At 63.5% G+C, this 21106-nt stretch carries 20 protein-coding genes, 1 tRNA gene and 2 pseudogenes; 12 read left to right on the top strand and 11 right to left on the bottom strand.

Translation table 11 applies throughout. The features are described 5' to 3' along the window. From Q0L57_RS04095 to Q0L57_RS04105, 3 genes are all read left to right on the top strand, one after another. Positions 1-2999 (top strand): efflux RND transporter permease subunit (locus Q0L57_RS04095; RefSeq protein WP_296738477.1); only part of this gene is annotated, 2999 nt, incomplete at its 5' end. 10 nt (positions 3000-3009) lie between these two features. Then, on the top strand, positions 3010-4503 hold the full coding sequence (locus Q0L57_RS04100; RefSeq protein ID WP_296738479.1) for an efflux transporter outer membrane subunit: 1494 nt from the start codon (positions 3010-3012) through the stop codon (positions 4501-4503). A 106-nt stretch (positions 4504-4609) separates the two neighbouring features. Next, positions 4610-5296, top strand: a complete 687-nt coding sequence (locus Q0L57_RS04105; protein WP_296738483.1) for an aspartyl/asparaginyl beta-hydroxylase domain-containing protein — start codon at positions 4610-4612, stop codon at positions 5294-5296. A gap of 19 nt (positions 5297-5315) precedes the next feature. Here Q0L57_RS04105 and Q0L57_RS04110 read toward each other — a convergent pair whose 3' ends face one another. Beyond that, positions 5316-5621 (bottom strand): DUF982 domain-containing protein, encoded by a 306-nt coding sequence (locus Q0L57_RS04110; protein WP_296738485.1) that lies wholly within the window; start codon positions 5619-5621, stop codon positions 5316-5318. Between the two features lie 184 nt (positions 5622-5805). On the opposite strand from Q0L57_RS04110, the gene Q0L57_RS04115 reads away from it, so the two are divergent. Next, complete coding sequence (locus Q0L57_RS04115) at positions 5806-6849, top strand: ABC transporter ATP-binding protein (protein WP_296738487.1); 1044 nt, start codon at positions 5806-5808, stop codon at positions 6847-6849. A gap of 63 nt (positions 6850-6912) precedes the next feature. Here Q0L57_RS04115 and Q0L57_RS04120 read toward each other — a convergent pair whose 3' ends face one another. The 4 genes from Q0L57_RS04120 to Q0L57_RS04135 all read right to left on the bottom strand — a co-directional run bounded on the left by Q0L57_RS04120 (position 6913) and on the right by Q0L57_RS04135 (position 10500). Further along, positions 6913-8514 carry an iron ABC transporter permease gene (locus Q0L57_RS04120; RefSeq protein WP_296738644.1) on the bottom strand — a complete coding sequence of 534 codons (1602 nt, stop codon included), beginning with the start codon at positions 8512-8514 and terminating at the stop codon, positions 6913-6915. A gap of 147 nt (positions 8515-8661) precedes the next feature. Next, a complete protein-coding gene (locus Q0L57_RS04125; RefSeq protein WP_296738490.1) occupies positions 8662-9636 on the bottom strand; it encodes an ABC transporter substrate-binding protein in 975 nt (324 codons plus the stop codon). Between the two features lie 144 nt (positions 9637-9780). Then, the gene (locus tag Q0L57_RS04130; RefSeq protein WP_296738493.1) at positions 9781-10017 is read right to left on the bottom strand and encodes a hypothetical protein; all 237 of its coding nucleotides are present in this window, start codon (positions 10015-10017) and stop codon (positions 9781-9783) included. A 114-nt stretch (positions 10018-10131) separates the two neighbouring features. Further along, positions 10132-10500 (bottom strand): hypothetical protein, encoded by a 369-nt coding sequence (locus tag Q0L57_RS04135; protein WP_296738496.1) that lies wholly within the window; start codon positions 10498-10500, stop codon positions 10132-10134. A 200-nt stretch (positions 10501-10700) separates the two neighbouring features. Between Q0L57_RS04135 and map the strand changes: the two genes are divergently transcribed. Together map and Q0L57_RS34205 are read left to right on the top strand one after the other, a co-directional pair. Then, positions 10701-11528 carry a type I methionyl aminopeptidase gene (gene map, locus Q0L57_RS04140; RefSeq protein WP_296738499.1) on the top strand — a complete coding sequence of 276 codons (828 nt, stop codon included), beginning with the start codon at positions 10701-10703 and terminating at the stop codon, positions 11526-11528. Between the two features lie 14 nt (positions 11529-11542). Continuing rightward, positions 11543-11812, top strand: a pseudogene (locus Q0L57_RS34205) (hypothetical protein); the annotation flags it as partial. A gap of 112 nt (positions 11813-11924) precedes the next feature. Here Q0L57_RS34205 and Q0L57_RS04145 read toward each other — a convergent pair. Together Q0L57_RS04145 and Q0L57_RS04150 are read right to left on the bottom strand one after the other, a co-directional pair. Further along, positions 11925-12323 (bottom strand): Crp/Fnr family transcriptional regulator, encoded by a 399-nt coding sequence (locus Q0L57_RS04145; RefSeq protein WP_296738501.1) that lies wholly within the window; start codon positions 12321-12323, stop codon positions 11925-11927. 254 nt (positions 12324-12577) lie between these two features. Beyond that, a complete protein-coding gene (locus tag Q0L57_RS04150) occupies positions 12578-13675 on the bottom strand; it encodes an AraC family transcriptional regulator (protein WP_296738504.1) in 1098 nt (365 codons plus the stop codon). Between the two features lie 199 nt (positions 13676-13874). Here Q0L57_RS04150 and Q0L57_RS04155 point away from each other — a divergent pair. From Q0L57_RS04155 to Q0L57_RS04165, 3 genes and pseudogenes are all read left to right on the top strand, one after another. Continuing rightward, a pseudogene (locus Q0L57_RS04155) lies at positions 13875-14032 on the top strand (type I methionyl aminopeptidase); the annotation flags it as partial. 34 nt (positions 14033-14066) lie between these two features. Beyond that, entirely contained in the window at positions 14067-14828 is a 762-nt protein-coding gene (gene radC / locus Q0L57_RS04160; RefSeq protein ID WP_296738507.1) for a DNA repair protein RadC, read from the top strand. Between the two features lie 81 nt (positions 14829-14909). Beyond that, positions 14910-15524, top strand: coding sequence for an isochorismatase family cysteine hydrolase (locus tag Q0L57_RS04165; protein WP_296738511.1), 615 nt, complete (start codon positions 14910-14912; stop codon positions 15522-15524). A 4-nt stretch (positions 15525-15528) separates the two neighbouring features. On the opposite strand, the gene Q0L57_RS04170 is transcribed toward Q0L57_RS04165, so the two are convergent. Both Q0L57_RS04170 and tig read right to left on the bottom strand, forming a co-directional pair. Next, a complete protein-coding gene (locus tag Q0L57_RS04170) occupies positions 15529-16053 on the bottom strand; it encodes a hypothetical protein (RefSeq protein ID WP_296738513.1) in 525 nt (174 codons plus the stop codon). Between the two features lie 179 nt (positions 16054-16232). Beyond that, a complete protein-coding gene (gene tig, locus Q0L57_RS04175) occupies positions 16233-17747 on the bottom strand; it encodes a trigger factor (protein WP_296738516.1) in 1515 nt (504 codons plus the stop codon). A 344-nt stretch (positions 17748-18091) separates the two neighbouring features. Between tig and Q0L57_RS04180 the strand changes: the two genes are divergently transcribed. Beyond that, a tRNA-Leu gene (locus Q0L57_RS04180) sits at positions 18092-18176 on the top strand. A gap of 322 nt (positions 18177-18498) precedes the next feature. On the opposite strand, the gene Q0L57_RS04185 is transcribed toward Q0L57_RS04180, so the two are convergent. Together Q0L57_RS04185 and Q0L57_RS04190 are read right to left on the bottom strand one after the other, a co-directional pair. Further along, positions 18499-19080, bottom strand: a complete 582-nt coding sequence (locus tag Q0L57_RS04185; protein WP_296738519.1) for a GDYXXLXY domain-containing protein — start codon at positions 19078-19080, stop codon at positions 18499-18501. Continuing rightward, positions 19077-20195, bottom strand: coding sequence for a DUF2157 domain-containing protein (locus Q0L57_RS04190; protein WP_296738522.1), 1119 nt, complete (start codon positions 20193-20195; stop codon positions 19077-19079). Before Q0L57_RS04190 ends, Q0L57_RS04185 begins: the two co-directional genes overlap by 4 nt. Before the next feature lie 234 nt (positions 20196-20429). Here Q0L57_RS04190 and Q0L57_RS04195 point away from each other — a divergent pair, with 234 nt between their 5' ends. Beyond that, entirely contained in the window at positions 20430-20570 is a 141-nt protein-coding gene (locus tag Q0L57_RS04195; protein WP_071031999.1) for a DUF1127 domain-containing protein, read from the top strand. A 49-nt stretch (positions 20571-20619) separates the two neighbouring features. After that, positions 20620-20760 (top strand): DUF1127 domain-containing protein, encoded by a 141-nt coding sequence (locus Q0L57_RS04200; RefSeq protein WP_296738538.1) that lies wholly within the window; start codon positions 20620-20622, stop codon positions 20758-20760. Positions 20761-21106: the final 346 nt, after the last annotated feature.

A 21106-nucleotide genomic window follows, 5' to 3' on the forward strand; every position in this document is an offset into this window, starting at 1 on the left:
ATCCCGGCGCCGATGCCCAGACGGTGGAGAATTCGGTGACCAAGGTCATCGAGCAAGGCATGACCGGGATCGACAATCTCGACTATATGACGGCGACGTCGACCTCCACCGGCGCGGCCTCGATCACGCTGACCTTTACCAGCGCCGCCAATCCCGACACTGCCCAGGTGCAGACCCAGAACAAGTTGCAGCTGGTGCAGTCGCAGCTGCCGCAGGTCGTCCAGAGCAACGGCATCACCGTCTCCAAGTCCTCGACCGGCTTCCTGATGGTCATCGGCTTCGTCTCCTCCGACGGCAAGATGAATTCGACCGACCTCGCCGACTACGTCAACGCCACCGTCAACGACACGCTGAAGCGCGTCGAGGGCGTCGGCTCGACGCAGCTTTTCGGCTCCGGCTATGCGATGCGCATCTGGCTCGATCCGGACAAGCTTGCCAAATATGCCTTGATACCGAGCGATGTGGCCTCGGCCATCCAGGCGCAGAACACGCAGGTTTCCGCCGGCCAGCTCGGCGGCCTGCCGGCGCGCAAGGGCCAGCAGCTCAATGCCACCGTGACGGCCAAGAGCCGCCTGCAAACCGCCGAGCAGTTCCGCAACATCATCCTGAAGAGCAACACCGACGGCTCGCTGGTGAGGCTGAACGACGTCGCCAGGGTCGAGATCGGCGCCGAAAGCTACACCACGTCCGCTCACTATAATGGCAAGCCGTCGGCCGGCGTTGCCGTCAATCTGGCGACCGGCGCCAATGCGATAAGCACCGCCGAGGCAGTCCGCGCGACGATCAACCGCCTGAGTCCGACCTTCCCGCAAGGCGTCGAGGTGGTCTACCCCTACGACACCTCGCCCTTCGTGCGCCTGTCGATCGAGGAGGTGGTCAAGACGCTGGCCGAGGCGATCGTGCTGGTGTTCCTGGTGATGTTCATCTTCCTGCAGAACCTGCGCGCGACCATCATCCCTACGATTGCGGTGCCGGTCGTTCTGCTCGGCACCTTCGGCGTGCTTTCCTTCTTCGGCTATTCGATCAACACGCTCACCATGTTCGCCATGGTGCTTGCCATCGGCTTGCTGGTCGACGATGCCATCGTGGTGGTCGAGAATGTCGAGCGCGTGATGCAGGAGGACGGCCTGCCGCCGCGCGAGGCGACGCGCAAGTCGATGGGCGAAATCACCGGCGCGCTGATCGGCATCGCCACGGTGCTGTCGGCTGTGTTCGTGCCGATGGCCTTCTTCGGCGGCTCCACCGGCATCATCTACCGGCAATTCTCGGTGACCATCGTCTCGGCGATGGTGCTGTCCGTGCTGGTCGCGCTGGTGTTGACGCCGGCGCTCTGCGCAACGATCCTGCGGCCGCCCAAGGACCACGCGACCCAAAGAGGTCCGTTCGGTTGGTTCAACCGCGTCTTCGACCGCGGCACGCTCGCCTATCGCGACGGCTCGCACGGCATCATCAACCGGTCATGGCGCTTCCTGGCGGTCTTCCTCGCCATCGTCATCGCCGTTGGTTGGTTGTTCGTTCGGCTGCCGAGCTCGTTCCTGCCGGATGAGGATCAGGGCATCCTGATCACCAGCGTGCAGCTTCCGGTCGGCGCGACGCAGGACCGGACCGAGCGTGTGCTGGCCCAGGTCACCGATCATTATCTGAACGAGGAGAAGGACGCGGTCGACGGGGTGTTCACCGCCTCCGGCTTCGGCTTCGGCGGCGCCGGACAGAATGTCGGCATCGCGTTCGTGCGGTTGAAGGACTTCGACAAGCGCACGACGCCGGCCCTCGCGGCAAAGGCGGTGGCCGGCCGCGCCATGGGCGCCTTCGCCAAGATCAGGGATGCGCAGGTCTTCGCGCTTGCCCCTCCGGCTATCCAAGGCTTCGGCAACACCAACGGCTTCGATTTCTACCTGCAGGACGTCAATGGCGCCGGCCATGACGCGCTGATCCAGACGCGCAACCAGCTTCTGGGCCTGGCCAGCCAGAACAAGATGCTTGCCAACACAAGGCCCAACGGCCAGGAGGACCAGCCGCAATTCTCGGTCGACATCGACCAGGAAAAGGCAAGCGCGCTGGGCGTCGGCCTTGCCGACATCAACAGCACGCTCTCAACCGCCTGGGGCAGCAACTACGTCAACGATTTCATCGATCGTGGTCGGGTGAAGCCGGTTTATCTGCAGTCGGATGCCGACTTCCGCATGCAGCCGGAAGACCTCGACAAATGGCAGGTCCGCAACGCCGGCGGCGCGATGGTGCCGTTCTCGGCCTTCGCCTCCAGTCACTGGACCTACGGTTCGCCCCGGCTCGAACGCTACAACGGTTCGGCCGCGGTCGAGATCCAGGGAGCGGCCGCCGCCGGCGTGAGCTCGGGCGCCGCGATGGATGAGGTAGACAAACTGATTGCGCAACTGCCTCCCGGATACTCGCATGAGTGGACCGGACTGTCGCATCAGGAGAAGCTTTCCGGCAACCAGGCGACGGCGCTCTATGCCATATCCGCGCTCGTCGTCTTCCTGTGCCTTGCAGCACTCTACGAGAGCTGGTCGATACCGTTTGCCGTCATGCTCGCGGTGCCGATCGGCATCTTCGGCGCGCTCGCCGCGGCGAGCCTGTTCGGGCAGACCAACGATGTCTACTTCAAGGTCGGCCTGCTGACCACGATCGGTCTTGCCGCCAAGAACGCCATCCTCATCGTCGAGTTCGCCATCGAGCGGCAGGCGGCCGGAATGGGGCTGGTCGAAGCGACGCTGGAGGCGGCGCGGCAACGGTTGCGGCCGATCCTGATGACGTCGCTGGCCTTCATCCTCGGCGTCACGCCCCTGGCGATCGCCAGCGGTGCCGGCTCGGGCGCGCAGAACTCGGTCGGCATCGGCGTGATGGGCGGCATGATCGCGGCAACCGTGATCGGCGTGTTCCTGGTGCCGCTGCTGTTCGTCACGGTGCGCCGCATCTTCAAGGGCAAGGCGGCCAAACAGGATACGGGCGAGACGCCGGCGGCACTCAACCAGCAATAAAGGTTCTCTCATGACAGGTTTGGAACGCGGTCTGCTGACCGCGAAGGGGCTGCTTTTGCCTGCGTTTGGCGCTGTGCTGCTCTCGGGATGCGTGGTAGGCCCGGATTATCGGACGCCGCTATTGGCCGTGCCGGCGAGTTGGAGTGATCAGAAGCCGACGCAATCTGCCAAGCCGGCGCAGCTCTCCAGATGGTGGCAGCGGCTGCGCGATCCGGAACTGAACACGCTTGTCGAAGAAGCGGTTGCAGGCAATCTCGACGTCGCGACGGCGAAGGCCAGGATTCGCGAGGCGCGCGCAAGCTATCGCGAATCCGTCGGAACGCTGTTCCCGTCGGCCACCGGCTCCGCGTCCGCGACGCGCAACAAGACCGCAGCGACCACGGCGGGCAGAACGGCCAGCGACGTCTATGCCCAGTATCAGTCGGGCTTCGATGCCAGTTGGGAGCTGGATTTGTTCGGTGCCAACCGTCGGGGCGTCGAGGCCGCGCGTTACGGCGTGGACGCCTCCGAGGAGAACCTCCGCTCGACCCTGCTGACGCTCGTCGGGGACGTGGCCTCCAACTATGCGCAGGTGCGTGGCTATCAGGCCCGCATCGCGCTCGCCCGCCGCGCTGCCGCATCGCAAAGGCAGACCGCGGACTTAACCCGCATGATGGCCCAGGCCGGTACGGCAACGGCGGCGGATGTCGCCAAGGCGGTGGGACAGGCCGCCAGCACGGAGGCCGACGTCCCGACGCTGGAAGCAAGCTATGCCGAAGCCGTGCATCGCCTCTCGGTGCTTACCGGCAGGCCGCCCGCCGCGCTCAACGGCCGGTTGAAGCGCGGCGCGCCGATCCCTACGCCGCGTCTGCCGATTCCGGTTGGAATTCCGGCCGACATACTGCTTTCCCGCCCGGATGTGCGCATGGCCGAGCGGCAATATGCCCAGTACACCGCGAAGATCGGCCAGGCCGAGGCGGCGCGCTATCCATCCGTCAGCCTGACGGGAAACATCAGTACTGCCGCCTTCCAGCTCGGCGACCTCGGCAAGAACTCCACGATCGGCTGGTCGTTCGGGCCGACGCTGAGCGTGCCGCTGTTCAACGCTGGGCAATTGGAAGCCGCCGTCGACGTGGCGAGGGCCCAGCGAGACCAGTATTTCATCGCCTACAAGGCCTCCGTCCTAACCGCGCTCGAGGATGTGGAAAACGCGCTCGTATCGCTGGCGCAGGAGCGCGTAAGGAACGGCAAGCTTGCCTCCTCCACGAAATCCTACACCGATGCCGCACGGCTCGAGCGGGCGCGCTACAAGGCCGGCGAGACGAGCCTCCTCGATGTGCTGGATGCCGAGCGCTCGGCCTACTCCGCCGAGGACGCGCTCCTGCAGAGCCGGGTGTCGACCGCCACGGACTACATCGCCCTCAACAAGGCGCTCGGCGGTGGCTGGGACGGAATGCTCGACAGCACGAAGCCCGAAATCGTCGATGTGAGCACCGGCCCGCGGCTGGCGTCGAAGGCGCCGTGACACGAAATCTGCCTCATGCCCAAACGTCCGTTCAACGCTTCAACAAATCTCCGTGAGCAGCTGAAAGAAAACATCTACTATACTATAACCACGTCGAGGTAACGCCATGTCGCACATCTACGATCTTGGAACTGGTCTCGTCCGGCGCATCTATGAGAGGCGCATAGACACGCCACCGATTCTTGATTCCCGCATTCACTTTCCGAACGCCGCGAAGTTCGAGGCTGCCTGGCTGGGCATCCGCGACGAAGCGCTTGCCGTTCAGTTGAACAGGGCGCCGCGCTTCCACGACATCATGCCCGAGCAGGCAGACATCTCGGCCAATGACGGCCTTGACTGGCGCATGTTCGTGCTCAAGGCCTACGACATGACGATCCCGGAAAACCTCGCGCGGATGCCGGTCCTCAGCCGACTGCTTTCCGAATGCCCCGAGGTCAAGTCGGCGGCAATTTCCTTCCTGGCGCCGCGCAAGCACATCCCGCCCCACCGCGGGCCGTTTCGCGGCATCATGCGGTTTCACCTCGGCCTGGCCATCCCGAAGCAGGAAGATGGCCGTCCCGCGACGATCATGATGATCGACCATCAGGAGCGGCGAATCACCGACGGCGAAGGCATGTTGTGGGACGACACGTTCACGCACGAGGTCATGAACAGCTCCGATCAGCCCCGGGTCGCGCTTCTGCTGGATGTCTGGCGCCCGAAGATGCCCGTGGACCTGGAAATCCTGTCGCGGCTGATCGTGCGCGGCGTGCAGGTGGGAATGCACTACAGGGGCGTATCTTTCGCCGCCTGAACCGACCGAGGCGAAATGCCTACGCCCGTGCCTCGCGATACACCCTCGACCCGTTCGCGCGCTTGCTCGGAGACATCATGTCCCTGGCAAGCAACCCGCTGACGCGACAGAAGGCCATGAACGCCCGGCATGCTTCCTCGGTGCTCGCCACGTCGACCGTCGCGCCGAAACAGGCATTGAAGGCTGCTTCATAGACCTTGCCATGCCGCCGCCTCGGCCAATCCTGCAAAAAATCGAGCGCCTGTTCGACGCTGTAGATTTCCTCGACCGGCAGGCCGGGCGCGGGCGTTATACGCACCGGCACCTCGAATTGCAGTCTGTCCATTCCCTGTCTCCCGAGCTGGCGTCGAGCAAGCAACGCCGTTCGTGCCGAAAAGTTGCCTTGCCCGCCTTCTGGCCTAGGAATGTGACCTCAGTGCGGTCGCGGGCGAGTAGTTTGCGATCATTGCTAACGACAGCTTTCCAAAGTATTGCCCGGGTCAGGTCGTATTCTGCCGTGGACGAAAAGCATGAGCGAAATCCGGGTCGAGTCCCTCGTCAAGCAATATGGCGACACGACGGCGCTGGACGGTGTGTCGCTCGCCTTTCCGCCGGGCTCTTTCACCGCGCTGCTCGGTCCGTCCGGCTGCGGCAAGACGACGATGCTGAGGCTGATTGCCGGGTTCGAGGCGCCGTCGGAAGGTCGCGTGTTTTTCGGCGACAGGCTCGTCGCCGACCCGAAACGGCAGTTGCCGCCGGAAGCGCGCAATGTCGGCGTCGTCTTCCAGTCCTATGCGCTTTGGCCGCATATGGATGTCGCCGAAAATGTCTGCTATCCGCTGAGGGCCAGGCAGGTCGCCTCCGCTGATATCCCGGCGCGCGTCGCCGCGGTGCTCGACATCGTCGGCCTCGGCGATTTCGCGCAACGTCGCATCGACGAACTGTCCGGCGGCCAGAGGCAGCGCGTGGCGCTGGCCCGCTGCCTGGTGGCCGAAGCCAGGATCATCCTGTTCGACGAACCGCTCGCCAATCTCGACATGCATCTGCGCTCGGCGATGGTCGATGCCTTCCGCGACATCCACCGCCGCACCGGCGCGACGATTGTCTATGTCACGCACGACCAGGCCGAGGCGCTGGCGCTTGCCGACCGCGTCGCCGTCATGAGCGGGGGCAGATTGTTGCAGGCAGCGGCGCCGCAGGAAATCTACCGCTCCCCCGCCGACGCTGCCGTAGCCGGCTTCGTCGGACGCGGCAGCCTGATTTCGGGCAACACCGTCCACAATTCGGGCAGCACCTCGACGATCGACGTCGCCGGACATCGCGTTGCCGCGCGCAGCCTTGGCGAGCCGACCGGTGCGGTCAAGATCCTGCTGCGGCCCGAGGCGCTGCGCATCGCCACGGACGGCCTGCCGGCGACCGTGCTGGACAGTGTCTATCGCGGAGCGGTCCATGAGGTAAGGCTCGCGCTTTCCGGGCCGGGACAGCAATTGCTGGTCGACAGCACCGAGGCACTGGCGACCGGCGAGCGGGTGCATGTCGCGGTATCGGACGCCTGGGTCGTACCGGGCGCCTAAAGCAATTCCTGGAAAAATGTGAAACGGTTTTCCGTTCGGAATTACTTCAAACAAACAGAGAATTCAGCGCCAGGGTAGAATGCCTGCCGGCAGCCGACGGCCAAACCGGTCAAGCGTCAGAAGAAGCGCGATCACAACCACGATCGTCGAGACGGCAATCGCGGCCGCCTGAGTGCCAAGCCCTGCCTCTTCCAGGCTGAACAACACGACGCCCAGCGTCTCCTTGCCGCTCGACCATAACAGCGCGGACACGGTCAGTTCGTTGAAGGCGCTCATGAATACGAGCAGGCCGCCGGCCACGGCGGCTGGGGCGGCCAGCGGTGCCGCGATGGTCCAGAGCCGACGAAACGGTCCGGCGCCGGACACCGCCGCCGCCTCTTCCAGATCGCGCGGGATCTGTCCGACCGCTGTTGCCACTGGCTTCATCGCCAGCGTCAAGAACCGCATCGCGTAGGCGACCAGGATGATCGACGCCGTCGCATAGAGGCTGCCTATCAGCGGCAGCGGTCGCAGGAACAAGAGGATGCAGGCGATCGCCAGCACGACGCCGGGGATCGAATAAGGCAGGTCGACAACGCTGCCGAGCACGCGCCGCCAGCGCCGGTCGAAACGCTCGAGCACGACAGCCATCGGAATGGCGCCGAGAGCCAGGATCAGAGCCGCGCCACTTGCGAGCAACAACGAGTTGCGGAAGGCGCGCACCGTCGAAGCCTGCCGCACAAGCACTTCCGTATAGTTGGCGACGGTTACCGTCTGCCAGGTGAGCGGCACGCCGAAAGAAGGCACCAGCGACGTCGCCAGCAGCGCACAGGACGGCAGCACGAGGATCAGGCCGATGACCAGCCAGCATAGGCCGGCAGCCGGCCAGCGATAACGTCCGAGTTCCAGTTGCGCGGGTGTGCCAGCGGCGAGGCGATGGCCGGCGCCGCGGAGCGCCACCGACTGGAACCCCATGCCGGCCAGCGCCAGTGCTCCGACAAGCACCGAGAGCGCTGCGATCTGCGGCAGCACGCTCGGCCCGAAGCTCGACAGGTCCTGATAGATCAGCGTCGGCAGCGTCAGGTAATTGACTGGCATGCCGAGCAGCGCCGGTATGCCGAAATTGCCGACGCCGGAAACGAAGGCGAGCGCCGCGGCTGCCACGACATAAGGGCGCACAACCGGGAGCACGATAGTCCGCAACACGCCGAGCGGCCCCGCCCCGCAGGACCTCGCCGCCTCGACCAGATCACGCGGCACACGTGACAGCCCCGCCCGCATGGTGATGAAGACGATCGGCGCGTGCTGCACGGCATAAAGCAGGATGATGCCGTTGCGGCCAAGCATCGGGTTGGGGGTGCCCGGCGGCGGCGCAAGGCCAAGCATCCCAAGCAATGTGCTCGACGGGCCGAAAAGGTGCAGCCAGGCCAGCGCCGTGACCTGCGGCGCGATCATCAGCGGCAGCAGGAGCAGAAAGCCGACGATCTTTCGTCCCGGCAGATCGGTCATGGTGACGACGATGGCAAAGGGAATGCCAAGGCAGAGCGCCAGAACCGCGCCGAAAGAGGCTGTGTCCAGCGTATGCCACATCGCGCGCAGCGCGGCGGGCCTGGCAAGCCGTGCGCCGAAGCCGGCGAGGTCGACCTCGCCTCCAGGTGCCACCGCAGCTATGACGAGGCGCGCCATCGGCAGCAGGCTGAGCACTGCGATGATCACAAGCACGGCCAGCGCCGACAGCCGCCGGCCAGTGATTGGGCCTGACGGCGTAAGGCCAAGCCCTTGCGAGGCGGGGCCAGACGCCGCGATGCTGGGTCCCGCAGACGGCAATGCTGCTTACTGGCTCATCACGGTGGTGAACTTTTCCTTGTTCGCGGCATCGTTGGCGAGCGCCGCCGCGGCGTCATAATCCAGCACCTTTATGGAAGCACGGTCGGGATAGCCCGCCGGGAGGGCGATGTCGGCGCGGGCCGGGATGTAGCCCATCTTGGCCGCGACTTCCTGGCCATCCTTCGACAGCAGGAAATCGACGAAAGCCTTCGCGGCTTCCTTGTTCTTGGCGGAGGAAAGGATCGCGACCGGCTCGGTGACGGCCGACACGCCTTCCTTCGGGAAGACGAACTCGACCGGCGCGCCCTTGGCCTTCTCGCGGATCGGCATGTAGTCGACGATCATGCCGAACAGCTTGTCGCCGCCGCTGACAGCCTTGAGCACATCGCCGTTGCCGCCACTGGCCTGCGCGCCGTTCTTGGCAAGGGCGCCGTAATAATCCCAGCCTTCCGGCAGATTGCCGGTGAGCGTCACGGTATGGATCATCGCCGCGCCCGAAGTCAGCGGGCTCGGCATGGCGATCAGGCCCTTGGCTTCCGGCTTCTTCAGGTCCTCCCAGCTGGTCGGCACGAAGGGCGCCTTGGTGTTGTAGACGATGCCGGTGGTGATCAGCTTGGTTGAGAAATAGGTCTTGTCCTTGTCGTAGAGCGCAGCGTCGAGGCCATCGGCTTTCGCCTCCGGATAGGCAAGCAGCCGACCTTCCTTCTTGAGGCCCTCCATGGTCACCACGTCGGCGATCAGGAGCACGTCGGCCTGCGGCTGGCCGGCTTCGATCTCGGCATGCAGCTTGGCCAGGATCTTCGGCGTGCCGTCGCGCACCCAGTCGACCTTGATGCCGGGATGCTTCGCCGTGAAGGCATCGACCGTCTGCTGGGCGTCGGTGTTCGGCTGGCTGGTATAGAGCACGAGCGTGCCGTCGGCGGCGGAAGCACTGGCCGCGGTGGATGCCAGCAAAATGGCGGCGAAGACGATCTGGCGCATGGGAAACCTGCTCTCGATGACAGCTGAGGGAAGTCCGGCGCTTCGCCGGGGCTGGAAAAGCTGACTAAAGCGCCAGGATAACCATCGTATGACAGGGCGACACTACCGCATCGCCCTTTCACCTGGCGGCCGCAGCCATTGCGGCTACTGGTTCGCTGGGTCTGTCTCGGCTTCAAAGGCCATGCGGCATACCATCATCAGCAGATAGGTGGACGGCACGGCGAAAATGACGCCAAGGACGATCGCCGCCGTCCCGTCCATATGAAGTGTTGCGGCGACCGCCCAATAGACGGTGCCGACGCAGATAACGGCTTGAACGGCGAGAAAAGAGGCCGCAGCCGCCGCGTGGGTAAGTGTCTTGAACGTCTTGATGCGTTGCATTTGAAAATCGTCCGAATGCGCGCCAGGCAACCGGCGAACGGCCAAGGGCCGTCGCCGGGTCGCGACGCGAAGAAATGTCTTGGAGGTGAAGGCTGCGGTCAGCGACCGCCTGATTCACGCGGTCGGCGGTGCGCGGGCCTGGTTGGTGTGCGAACGCGCGACGGCCACCAGGACCGGCGCCTTGCCGGCTTCGGCAGGCAACGCATGGCCAATAGCGAGCAATTCGGATGTCGGCGCAAGGGAGCCTGGATTGCCGCTGGTGAGCTTTGTGGGCAGCGGCCGTCCGGAGCGAACTTCAACCGCCTGTGTCTTGCCTGACGTCCGCAGCAGAGCGATCGTGTCGCCCTGCCGGTGCGCGCTGACGCCGGCGCCGCCCGAGATCGATGCTGTCGAGGCGGAAACGTCCGCCTGGGCGAAGCTCAGCAACGCGAGCATCAGCAGCGCCATCAGGCCCGCGCATGCGGTCCTGACTGGCAGCAACATCGATGTTCCGCGTTCCGGCGCCATCAAAGGCAAGTTCTCCTGATACCAGGACCCGCCTAACCCATCGAATGACCAAAGGAAAGGCGTGGTATGGTCCTTCGCCGGCACTTCTTCCTTGAACCTTGCGGCTTCCGGTGCCAAATCTGGAGAAATCTTCGCATCGGCTCGAATATGGAGCCAGCACCCGGCAAACGGAAAAAATGGTTACCTATCTCGACGCCTCTACGGCCCCTCTAAGAAACACCGGCCAAATTCGCCTCTACGGCGAGGAAGGCTTTGCCGGCATGCGCAAGGCATGTGACCTGACCGCGCGCTGCCTCGATGAGCTTGTGCCGATGGTCAAGCCCGGCGTGACAACCGAGACCATCGACCGCTTCGTCTTCGAATTCGGCATGGACCACGGCGCGCTGCCTGCGACGCTCAACTATCGCGGCTACACGAAGTCCTCCTGCACCTCGATCAACCACGTCGTTTGCCATGGCATCCCCGACAACAAGCCGCTCAAGGACGGCGACATCGTCAACATCGACGTCACCTATATCCTCGATGGCTGGCATGGCGATTCCTCGCGCATGTATCCGGTGGGCACGATCAAGCGCGCCGCCGAGCGCCTGCTCGAGGTGACCTACGAGTGCCTGATGCGCGGCATTGCGGCTATCAAGCCCGGCGCCCGCACTGGCGCCATCGGTGCTGCCATCCAGACTTACGCCGAGGCCGAGCGCTGCTCGGTGGTGCGCGACTTCTGCGGCCACGGCGTCGGCCAGCTTTTCCATGACGCGCCCAACATCCTGCATTACGGCACCGTCAACGAAGGCGTCGAGATGCGGCCAGGCATGATCTTCACCGTCGAGCCGATGATCAATCTCGGCCGCCCACATGTGAAGGTGCTGTCGGATGGCTGGACGGCGGTGACGCGCGACCGCTCGCTGTCGGCGCAGTACGAGCACACGATCGGAGTCACAGATACCGGTTGCGAGATCTTCACGCTGTCGCCGAAGAAGCTCGACCGGCCCGGCCTCCCAGCTTAGGCATCAGCCAAAGCCTGGAGAGGGGTGAGCAGGCCAGGGCGAAAGTCGAGGACGAACGGGCATTCTTCCCCAAAGCCTGGATCGAACCACCGCGCAAGTCGCAGAAAAGACCAAGGCGGCCGAGAAGCCGCATTACCACGGCCACCATGATCGCGCGCGAGCGCTTCGTCGCCGGCGTGCCGGACGCCCTGCCCGACTACGAATGGTTGTAACTTCTGCTCTTTCGTCTCATCCCGCGCGTCGACGCCAGGCCCATTGCCAAGGCGTTGATCGCCCGCTTCGGTCGCGGCCGAGGTGCTCGACGCGCCGCCATCCCCAAGGTGAAGGGCAACCTACCGGCGACCTTGGAAGACGGCCTCCTCGAAGAGCAACAGATCACGCCCGAAGTCCAATTACTCACAATGCTGAGTTCGTTGCGCGCAATCGATCAACGACTTCGGAGAGGACGTACCAAACAAAATTGGGAGTCGTCTCGATCATGAAGCGGAACTGCCTGCGGGTTAGCAAGGCAATCTCGCACGCCTCGACAGCCTTCGCCGTCGCCGAGCGTTGCTTGTTGTCGATGATCGACACAATGCCCAATGGCCGGCCCTCGCCGACCTCTTCGATGAGCTTGCCGTGGCTGGTCACCTCGACCTTTCCGCTCAGAACTATGTAGGCGTAGGAGGGTTCGTCACCCTCTCGAAAGACCGCATCACCGGCGGCATAGTTGATGACGGTTCCCAAGCCGCGAGCCAATTGGCGAAAGTCGATGGGTTCTGCGGCTAGCTTTGAAGTCGAGGCAAGGTCGTTCATTGAAGCACCTTTTCCTAGTGGAAGTCCTTCGGCACGGACTACTCCTCAATCGCCTCACTCAGCGCTCGGCATCTTTCGGCGCAGCCTTTTTGCTCACACCGGGCGTCTGCGTTGCGGCGCCGCCTGACTGAGCGCGACAGGCTCAGCCTGCCACGACGCTAAGCCGGCTTTCTATGCGGAAAGCGAAAGAACAAGACAGATCGCGCAAACATCGCGAAAGCGGCGAAGCGCCCCAGGCCTGCGTGGCGCCCCGATCACCGGCCGTGTCGTCGATGTCCTGAACCACGACGCAAGGCGTCGCGGGGGGCCTCGCCGAATGCCGCCTTGTAGTCGTGCGCGAAGCGGCCGGGATTGGTGAAGCCGAACCGAAGGGCAAGGTCGGTGACAGTGCCTGCGATGTTACCGGACCGGAGGGCGTCGCGCACCGCCTCGAGGCGAGCGAGGCGGATCGCTGCCAGCGGCGTCGCCTCACGGAACCGCCGGAAGCCAAGTTGCAGGCTGCGCACGCTGCACCCGGCCGCCTCCGCGACCTCGTGCAGAGCGATAGGCTCTTCGACATGGGCGCGGATATATGCCTCCGCCCGCCGTATGATTCCCGGGATGGCGGGTCTGCCCGACCGTGCCAGATGATCCGAATAGTTGTGCGGGACCGCGCGCAGGAGCGTGTAGACCAGGAGGTCGGTGAAGGAACGGCTGGCAAGTTCGCTGCCCGCAAAGGGTGTCTGGCCGCCAAGCTCTTCCACCATGAGTCCCAAAAGGCGCCTCAAGCTCTGCGCCGGCACTGCACTCCAGTCGAAGACCGGCTCAAAGGCGAGGTCTTTCGTCACAGGCCCGCCGAGCATCGCCGCCAATCGCTGGTTCAGGCTCGTCGCTGGGATCCAAACCGCAAGCCGCTCGTGGCTCCCGGTCGCGGACAGCGTCGTTGCGGGCTCTCCGCGGTACATCAGGCCCATGCTATTGCCGATTCCAAGCGCGGTCCGAGCGCCCGGCGCGCCGCCGAATTCCAGGGCACCCCTGCTCACGGCGGTGAGGCAGTAGTCGGGTATGCCGGATCCGGTGACCGTCAGCGTCGCCGCAAGTCGATCCGCAATGTAGGCGACGTCCAGTTCGCCGACCCCGCTCGCGCCCCGGACCGAGAACAATTTCGGGGTCCGGTCGCCTCCGGTCCCTTCCTGTATTCTATAGCGCAACAGCTTGAAATGAGGCTTGAGGAAGTACGGCTGCAGCCGCGGCCAATACACGCCGCCTTCCAGTTCCTGCAGATCGCGGATGCGGGCGAGCCGAAACCCTTCCGGTTCCTCGCCAGACGCCAATGGCGATGTAGGATTGTTTGGATCGGTCCCAGCCTGCATTGCCACCGACTCGGTTCGAGCGCTGATCTGTTACTGGCGACGGGTGGTCCCGATGTCAGCGAACTGCGGTGCGGCATTATATTGCAGAGCGATTCGCATTGCCATTGGCGAGGCAAGCATTTGCTCCTCGGCCGTTGGTAGAAGGCGACGAGGGGAGGATACGCCGACAACGCCGTCCCACCACGATACGTCGCCGATCCCGCATGTGAGGGTACTGTGGGACGGTTGGACGGCGGTGACGCGCGACCGCTCGCTCTCGGCCCAGCATGAGCACGCGATCGGTGTGTCACCGACACGGGCTGCGAGATCTTCACCCTGTCGCCGAAAAAGCTCGACCGGCCCGGCCTGCCAGCTTAGGCTTGGGCCAAAGCCTGGAGGGGGTGAGCAGGCCATGGGGAAAGTCGAGGACGAACGGGCATTCTTTTCCGAAGCCTGGATCGAACCACCGCGGGAGTCGCAGAAAAAGGCCGACGCGGCTGAGAAACCGCATTACCACGGCCATCGTGACCGGCTGCGCGGGCGCTTCATCGCCGGCGGACCGGATGCCCTGCCCGACTACGAGTTGCTGGAGCTTCTGCTCTTTCGCCTGATCCCGCGCGTCGACACCAAGCCGATCGCCAAGGCGCTGATCGCCCGCTTCGGCTCGCTGGCCGAAGTACTCGGCGCGCCGCCATCCCTGCTCGAAGAGGTGAAGGGAATCGGCCCGACGGTCGCGACCGACCTCAAGGTCGTTGCCGCCACCGCGCAGCGCATGGCGCGCGGCGAAGTGCGCGGCCGCGAAGTTCTGTCCAACTGGACGCAGCTCCTCGACTATTGCCGCTCGGCCATGGCCTTCGAGAACCGCGAGCAGTTCCGCATCCTGTTCCTCGACAAGAAGAACGGGCTGATCGCCGACGAGGTGCAGCAGACCGGCACGGTCGACCACACGCCAGTCTATCCACGCGAGGTGGTGAAGCGGGCGCTCGAGCTCTCAGCCAGCGCCGTCATCCTGGTGCACAACCATCCGTCCGGCGATCCGACGCCGTCGCGCGCCGACATAGAGATGACCAAGCAGATCATCGATACCGCGAAACCGCTCGGCATCGCGGTGCACGACCACATCATCATCGGCCGCAAGGGCAACGCCTCGATGAAGGGGCTGCTGCTGATCTAGCAGTCCAGGAAAGCAAGCAGCGGCTCCCTGGAGTTGCATGGGGCGGGTATCTGGCCGCTGTCAGAAACAGGAAGATCTAAAATGCCTCAATACGGCAATGAACCCTGGCCGTTCGAAAAGGAACGCGCCGCCCTCCTCGTCATCGACATGCAAAGCGACTTCGTCGACGAAGGTGCGATCATGGAGGTGGCAATGGCGCGCCATCGCATACCGGCGATGCGGCAGGTGATCGACGTCTGTCGTGCCGCGGGCGTTCCGGTGATCTACACGCAGCACATGCTCAGTGACTGTTTCGACATCTCGCCGCTCGAAACCGCATACCAACCGAAACTGAAAACCAATGGCATGCGGGAAGGCAGCACCGGCACCCAGATCGTCGCCGAGCTGGCGCCCTTGCCTGGCGAAGTCGTCATCAAGAAGCACCGCTACGACGCGTTTCACAACACACAGCTCGAAACGGTTCTGCGCAACATCCGCGGCGCCGGCCAGGTCGACACCGTCATCGTCATCGGCACCGTCACCAGCATCTGCTGCGAATCCACCGCGCGCAGCGCCTTCATGCGCGATTACAAGGTTGCCTTCATCAGCGACGCCAATGGCGGGATAGACGAGGCGTCGCACAATGCGACGCTGAGCATCATCGGCAAGGTATTCGGGCGGGTGATGACAACTGCCGAACTGGCCGGCTTCCTCTAGCCGATCAAGGCGGATCGGTCTTGCAGTTCGCGGCGATCTGCCCGACCGCTTCGGCGAGCCCGGCGAGTTCGAAATCGGCCTCGCCGCGCCCGGACAACAGGCCGAAGCGCCAGGAAAGGAGCAGCCGGTTTGCCGAAACCAACCGTTTGATGCCGTCGCTTCCTTCCCTGACCAGCGTTCGGCCGCGCGGCCCGACCGACCAGCTTTCATTGAACTTGCTGCCGCCGTCGACAGCGACCGACATGGTGATCTTCTGGCTGGCCGAGACAGCATCGCTGAGCTGCAGCCATTCGCTCCAACGCGGCTCGCCTTCCGGCCGACAGGCCAATGTCAGCACGGGGCTGTAGCCCAGCGCCCCGCCGCCTGTGAGCAGCTTGTTGGTGGCGTAGAGCGATGCCGTGACCTGGCCATCGCCGCCGACATCGACGCGCCAGTTGCCGAGGTCCGGCCCGGCATGGGCAGCGCCGGTCGCGGCCAACATGAGCGCCGCGGCTGCAACCACGTCCCTCATCTCGAATGCCAGCCTCACCGACGCCTCCGAACGACCCATGCGAAATGCGATACCGCGCAGATAATGATCAACGTTCGGTATCGCCAGCGGCCAGCCATCAACACAAGTTGAGTGTGTTGCTCGGCCGCCACAATGAAGGCAGTGGCAACGAAAAAGGCCGCCTCGCGGCGGCCTTTCGAAATCAAACTGGTGAACCGTTATTCGGCGTCCTTGGCGGCCTTCTTCTTCGGCGCGGCCTTCTTCTTGGGCTCTTCCGCCTCGTCGGCGGCCTCGCCCGTCTTGGCTTCGCCCGTCTTAGCTTCGCTTGCCTTGGCCTCGGCCTTCTTTGATGCAGCCTTCTTCGCCGGCTTCGCCTTGGTCGCGGTTTCCGCTTCCTCGTCGTCAGCCATCAGCTCTTCCTTGCTGACCTTGACGTCATCGACGGAAATCTGGCCGAGCAGGTGGTCGACCACCTTCTCCTCGAACATCGGCGCGCGCAGCGAGTTGATCGCTTCAGGATTGCTGCGATAGAATTCGAAGGCCTCCTGCTGCTGGTTTGCCGGGAACCGGCGCACCTGCTCGAACAGGCCGCGCTGCAATTCCTCGTCCGAAACGGTCACGCCGGCCTTCTCGCCGATCTCGGCAAGCACCAGGCCGAGACGAACGCGGCGCTCGGCAAGGCGCATATACTCGGCGCGCGCCTCTTCCTCGGTCGTCTCTTCGTCGGCGAACGTATGACCGGCCGCTTCGAGGTCGCGGTTGACCTGAGCCCAGATGTTGTTGAACTCGGCTTCGACAAGCTTGGACGGCGCCTCGAACGAATAGGCGGCGTCGAGCTGGTCGAGCAGCTGGCGCTTCACCTTCTGGCGGGTCATCGAACCGAACTGGCTCTCGATCTGGCTGCGCACGATCTCGCGCAGGCGTTCCAGCGACTCCAGGCCGAGGTTCTTTGCGGTCTCGTCATTGACTTCGAGCTCGCCCGGCTTCGCCACTTCCTTGACGGTGACGTCGAAGGTGGCTTCCTTGCCGGCCAGATGCGCCGCCTGGTAATTTTCTGGGAAGGTGACGGTAACCTGCTTCTCGTCGCCGGCCTTGGTGCCGATCAGCTGGTCCTCGAAGCCCGGGATGAATTCCTTGGAGCCGAGCACCAGCGGCTGGTCGGTGCCGGCGCCGCCGGCGAAAGCCTCGCCGTCGATCTTGCCGACATAGTCGATGCTCACGCGGTCGCCTTCCGCGGCCTTGCCGTCCTTCGGCTCGTAGCTGCGCGCCGATTCGGCGACGCGCTTCACCTGGTCGTCGATTTCCGACTCCGGCACGTCATAGACCTGACGCCTCACCTTGATATCCGAGAAATCCTTGATCTCGATTGCCGGGATCACCTCGTAGTTGAGGCGGAACTCGAAATCCGCGCCGCCGGCCAGGATCTTCTCGGCCTCTTTCTCGTCCTCGGTCATGATCACTTCAGGCTGCATGGCGGCCTTCTCGCCGCGGCCGGAGATGATCGAACGGGTCGAGTCGTTCAGGATCTCGTTGACGACCTCAGCCATGAACGACTTGCCGTACATCTTGCGCAGGTGCTGCACCGGGACCTTGCCGGGACGGAAGCCGTTGATCCGCACCTTGTCGCGGGCATCGTTCAGCCGCGCCATCAGCCTGGCTTCCATGTCACCGGCCGGCACGGTGATCTTGATCTCGCGCTTGAGACCGGAGTTGAGCGTTTCGGTGACCTGCATTCTAGAACCTTTGTTTTCACCAATGAGGCTGCCCAAACGGTTTTTAGCCGCTTACAGCCTGCCGGTATAATCTTGCCGGAAATGGCTTTTGGTACGGAACCTGGTGATTTGACCGCCTGGCGGTTCAAACTCCCAAGAACTGCGCTTTCCAAAATGTGAAGAAGTCTTTGTTTTTCCTACTTCTTCTCACATCTTGCAGAAGCAGATCGTCGCGTCCCGTCACATTCGACACGCCTTTTGTCACAGGCTAGGCTAATTTTCAACCATCTTCGCAATGGCTGAACAAGCGTCATTTGAGCCGTGACATTGACAGAATGATGGCTACATGGGATTGCCGGAGAAATGCGGATGTGGCGGAATTGGTAGACGCCCTGGATTTAGGTTCCAGTGCCGAAAGGCGTGGGGGTTCGAGTCCCTTCATCCGCACCAACCTACGCCCTGACGAGCTTCGGGTAGCGGGCCACCATCGGTGACACCAGCTTTCACAATTCCCGACGAATATAGGCAAGCTCACAAACGCTGCTCCAATCATCGACAGGAAGTGGAGGGCAGCATGGTTTGCGGTTGCTTCTTTTGCCTTTCCATCTTTCCTCCATCTGAGATCCGAGAATGGGTCGACGAAGATGACAACGAGGTCGGAATGACGGCAATCTGCCCCAAATGCGGCATCGATTCCGTTCTTGGAGACCGATCAGGCTACCCGATGACCGACGACTTCCTGACAAGTATGAAGAAGCTTTGGTTCTGGTAATTAATAAAGCGGTTCCCCGAACAGCGTCTTGTCGCCATCCATGAGCGCCTTGATCTGCGCCGTGCCATTGGCCGAGAGCGCGAGCTTCATGCCGAACGGCCGCACGCGCATGTCGTTCTGGATCGCCAACCCCTCGCCTTCCGGCAGATAGAAGCGCTCTATGCCGTATTCCGGCGTGATCGTTGCTTCCGGTTCGCGCAGACCCCATCCCGGTGCGACGTGACCCATAATGTCCGCCTCGTCCGGGCCGGCCGGCGCCGGCGCCTTGTCGAACCAAGCCGTCGTCGGCTGCCAATAGCCGTCGGCCCCCTTCTTCAGCCGGACCACGATCGACGTGTCGTCGCTGGTCTCCTTGCCTCGCGGAATGTTCGCGATCAGCTTCACCGGGATGCGCGAGATGTCGTAGCCGAGCGAGATGTAGTCGCCGCGCAAAAGATCGCGCGGGTCGACGGGCTCGATCTTCAGGAGCACTTCCTTGCCATTGCGCAGGATCGCCGCGCGCCCGGCGATGATCCAGCCGAGGAAGCCGATCTGGACAAGGGCCAGCAGCAGCGCCGAGATGATCAGTCTTTTCCCGGTCATGCCGCTGCTTCTCCCGTCGACGATCGCATGCGTTTTTCGATGCGGATGATGACCAGCGCCAGGATGCCGAGCAGTACGGCCGCCGCCAGGAAGAAGCCGGCCGTGTCCAGCATCGATTGCAAGGTGACGCTATAGATAATGGCAAGTTCGAAGGCGAAGCCAGCATAGGCCAGCCAGCGCAGTCCCCGGCTCTCGCGGCCCGCAAGCACGATTGCCGCCACTATGCCGGCCAGCGCGAGGATCGAGGCGACGGCGAAACCGGCATTGTTGTAGGTATTCCCGTCGGACAATTGGAACTGGACGATTGCCATTCCCGTCAGGAAGCCGAGCAGCGCATGCAACGGCAGCCGGCCGCCGAGTTGCAGCATCCTGTCGACCGGTCCGCCGGTAAATACTCCGGCAGCGAAGAGTACCGCCGAGCCCACGACCACCGGAATGGCAACCCGCAGCGTGTCGTGGTCGAGCGCAAGCAGCACCAGATAGAAGAGCAGCGACAGGATGATCAGATGGCGGGCCACCTGGCTGCGCGTCCAGAATGAAACGGCAAACAACACGACCGCAGTGGCCAGGAACAGGTGCGGAAACTCCGGACGCCAATAATAGCCGAAGCCTTTCAGGAACAGCCAGGCATCGGCAATGCCGACTGCGGCTACGGTGAGCGGACTGGAGCGCAGCGCGACCGCCGCCAGTGCCGTCCCGGCGCCCCACGTGACCAGCGCCGATGCCTCGTCGCCGGAGAAATGGTACATCTGGCCGATCAGCGCGATCGATCCGCCGAAGGCCGAGGCGGCAATGATCCATAGCGCTTCGCCGATCGCGGCGTGATCGCGTGTCTTCATGACGGCGCCGCCGACGTAACCGCCCAGGATCACGGCGAACAGCGCTACCACCCTCACCAGCCGCGGAATGGCTTCCCAATTGGCGGCGACGAAGATCAGGATGGCGGCGCCGAACAGGAGTGCCGCCATCATCGCCAGGATCGAACCGAAGCTCAGCGATGCCCGCCCGTTGGCAATCACGTCGCGGGTCAATGCTTCAGCCGTCGGCGCATCGACAAGACCCGCCTCCCGCCATCGGGCGATATCCGCCCTCACCCGTGTCGCGTAGCTCGCCATGAATTTCCCCCGAGCTTGGTCATTTTTTCAGCCGGAACTGCCAAGCCGTTGACGTGACGGCATTTTCCGATTCGGCCTTCTTTGTGTCGCAGGCGTGAAAGGCCATTAATGTTGCATTGCACAATTTGCATTGCTGCCATGCGCCAATGGCACTTTTAAACCGATATGATCCGACCTATTTTCCGTTCGTACACAAACGGAATGATCCGAACTAAAGACGAAGTGAGCACTACCATGAACCTGATCCGCAACTACCGCAACTGGCGCCGCTACCGGGAAACCGTTTCCGAGCTGAGCCGCCTGTCGAACCGTGAACTGACCGACCTCGGCATCAGCCGCAGCGACATCCACTACGTCGCTCGCAAGGCGGTCTAATCCGCTTCGGGCCGCAAATGGTCCGAACCAGTTTTGAAAGAGTAAGGCAATGAACCTGATCCGCAGCTATCGTAACTGGCGCGTTTATCGCGAGACGGTTTCAGAGCTCGGTCGGCTTTCGAACCGCCAGCTCCATGATCTCGGCATCGTTCGCGACGAGATCAAGATGGTCGCCCGCAGGGCGGTCTAAGCAGGAATTTCGCCAGGGTCGACCTCCTCCCCGACCCTGACGGATACGGTCAACTTTCACCTCCTCCCGAGGGTTGACCACCGAAACGGCGCCCGCCGGACCTCCTCCCCCGGCGGGCGTTGTTTCTGAAGCGAACGTAGTTCGTCTTCCGAAGGGTTTCGCCCCTTCTAAAAATGGCGAAAGGAATTTCGTCAAAGCCGACCTCCTCCCCGGCGATGACGAATACGGTCGATCTTCACCTCCTCCCGAGGATCGACCACCAAAACGACACCCGCCGGACCTCCTCCCCCGGCGGGTGTTGTTGTTTTTCGGGCAGGTTTCCACACATCGGCTATCGCCACCCGGC

The organism is Mesorhizobium sp. (assembly GCF_024509055.1).
Lineage (GTDB): Bacteria > Pseudomonadota > Alphaproteobacteria > Rhizobiales > Rhizobiaceae > Mesorhizobium.

Coding starts and splice junctions, on each gene's coding strand:
- Q0L57_RS04100 (WP_296738479.1), top strand. CDS start 3,010: ATGACAGGTTTGGAACGCGGTCTGCTGACCGCGAAGGGGCTGCTTTTG.
- Q0L57_RS04105 (WP_296738483.1), top strand. CDS start 4,610: ATGTCGCACATCTACGATCTTGGAACTGGTCTCGTCCGGCGCATCTAT.
- Q0L57_RS04110 (WP_296738485.1), bottom strand. CDS start 5,621: ATGGACAGACTGCAATTCGAGGTGCCGGTGCGTATAACGCCCGCGCCC.
- Q0L57_RS04115 (WP_296738487.1), top strand. CDS start 5,806: ATGAGCGAAATCCGGGTCGAGTCCCTCGTCAAGCAATATGGCGACACG.
- Q0L57_RS04120 (WP_296738644.1), bottom strand. CDS start 8,514: ATGGCGCGCCTCGTCATAGCTGCGGTGGCACCTGGAGGCGAGGTCGAC.
- Q0L57_RS04125 (WP_296738490.1), bottom strand. CDS start 9,636: ATGCGCCAGATCGTCTTCGCCGCCATTTTGCTGGCATCCACCGCGGCC.
- Q0L57_RS04130 (WP_296738493.1), bottom strand. CDS start 10,017: ATGCAACGCATCAAGACGTTCAAGACACTTACCCACGCGGCGGCTGCG.
- Q0L57_RS04135 (WP_296738496.1), bottom strand. CDS start 10,500: ATGTTGCTGCCAGTCAGGACCGCATGCGCGGGCCTGATGGCGCTGCTG.
- map (WP_296738499.1), top strand. CDS start 10,701: ATGGTTACCTATCTCGACGCCTCTACGGCCCCTCTAAGAAACACCGGC.
- Q0L57_RS04145 (WP_296738501.1), bottom strand. CDS start 12,323: ATGAACGACCTTGCCTCGACTTCAAAGCTAGCCGCAGAACCCATCGAC.
- Q0L57_RS04150 (WP_296738504.1), bottom strand. CDS start 13,675: ATGCAGGCTGGGACCGATCCAAACAATCCTACATCGCCATTGGCGTCT.
- radC (WP_296738507.1), top strand. CDS start 14,067: ATGGGGAAAGTCGAGGACGAACGGGCATTCTTTTCCGAAGCCTGGATC.
- Q0L57_RS04165 (WP_296738511.1), top strand. CDS start 14,910: ATGCCTCAATACGGCAATGAACCCTGGCCGTTCGAAAAGGAACGCGCC.
- tig (WP_296738516.1), bottom strand. CDS start 17,747: ATGCAGGTCACCGAAACGCTCAACTCCGGTCTCAAGCGCGAGATCAAG.
- Q0L57_RS04185 (WP_296738519.1), bottom strand. CDS start 19,080: ATGACCGGGAAAAGACTGATCATCTCGGCGCTGCTGCTGGCCCTTGTC.
- Q0L57_RS04190 (WP_296738522.1), bottom strand. CDS start 20,195: ATGGCGAGCTACGCGACACGGGTGAGGGCGGATATCGCCCGATGGCGG.
- Q0L57_RS04195 (WP_071031999.1), top strand. CDS start 20,430: ATGAACCTGATCCGCAACTACCGCAACTGGCGCCGCTACCGGGAAACC.
- Q0L57_RS04200 (WP_296738538.1), top strand. CDS start 20,620: ATGAACCTGATCCGCAGCTATCGTAACTGGCGCGTTTATCGCGAGACG.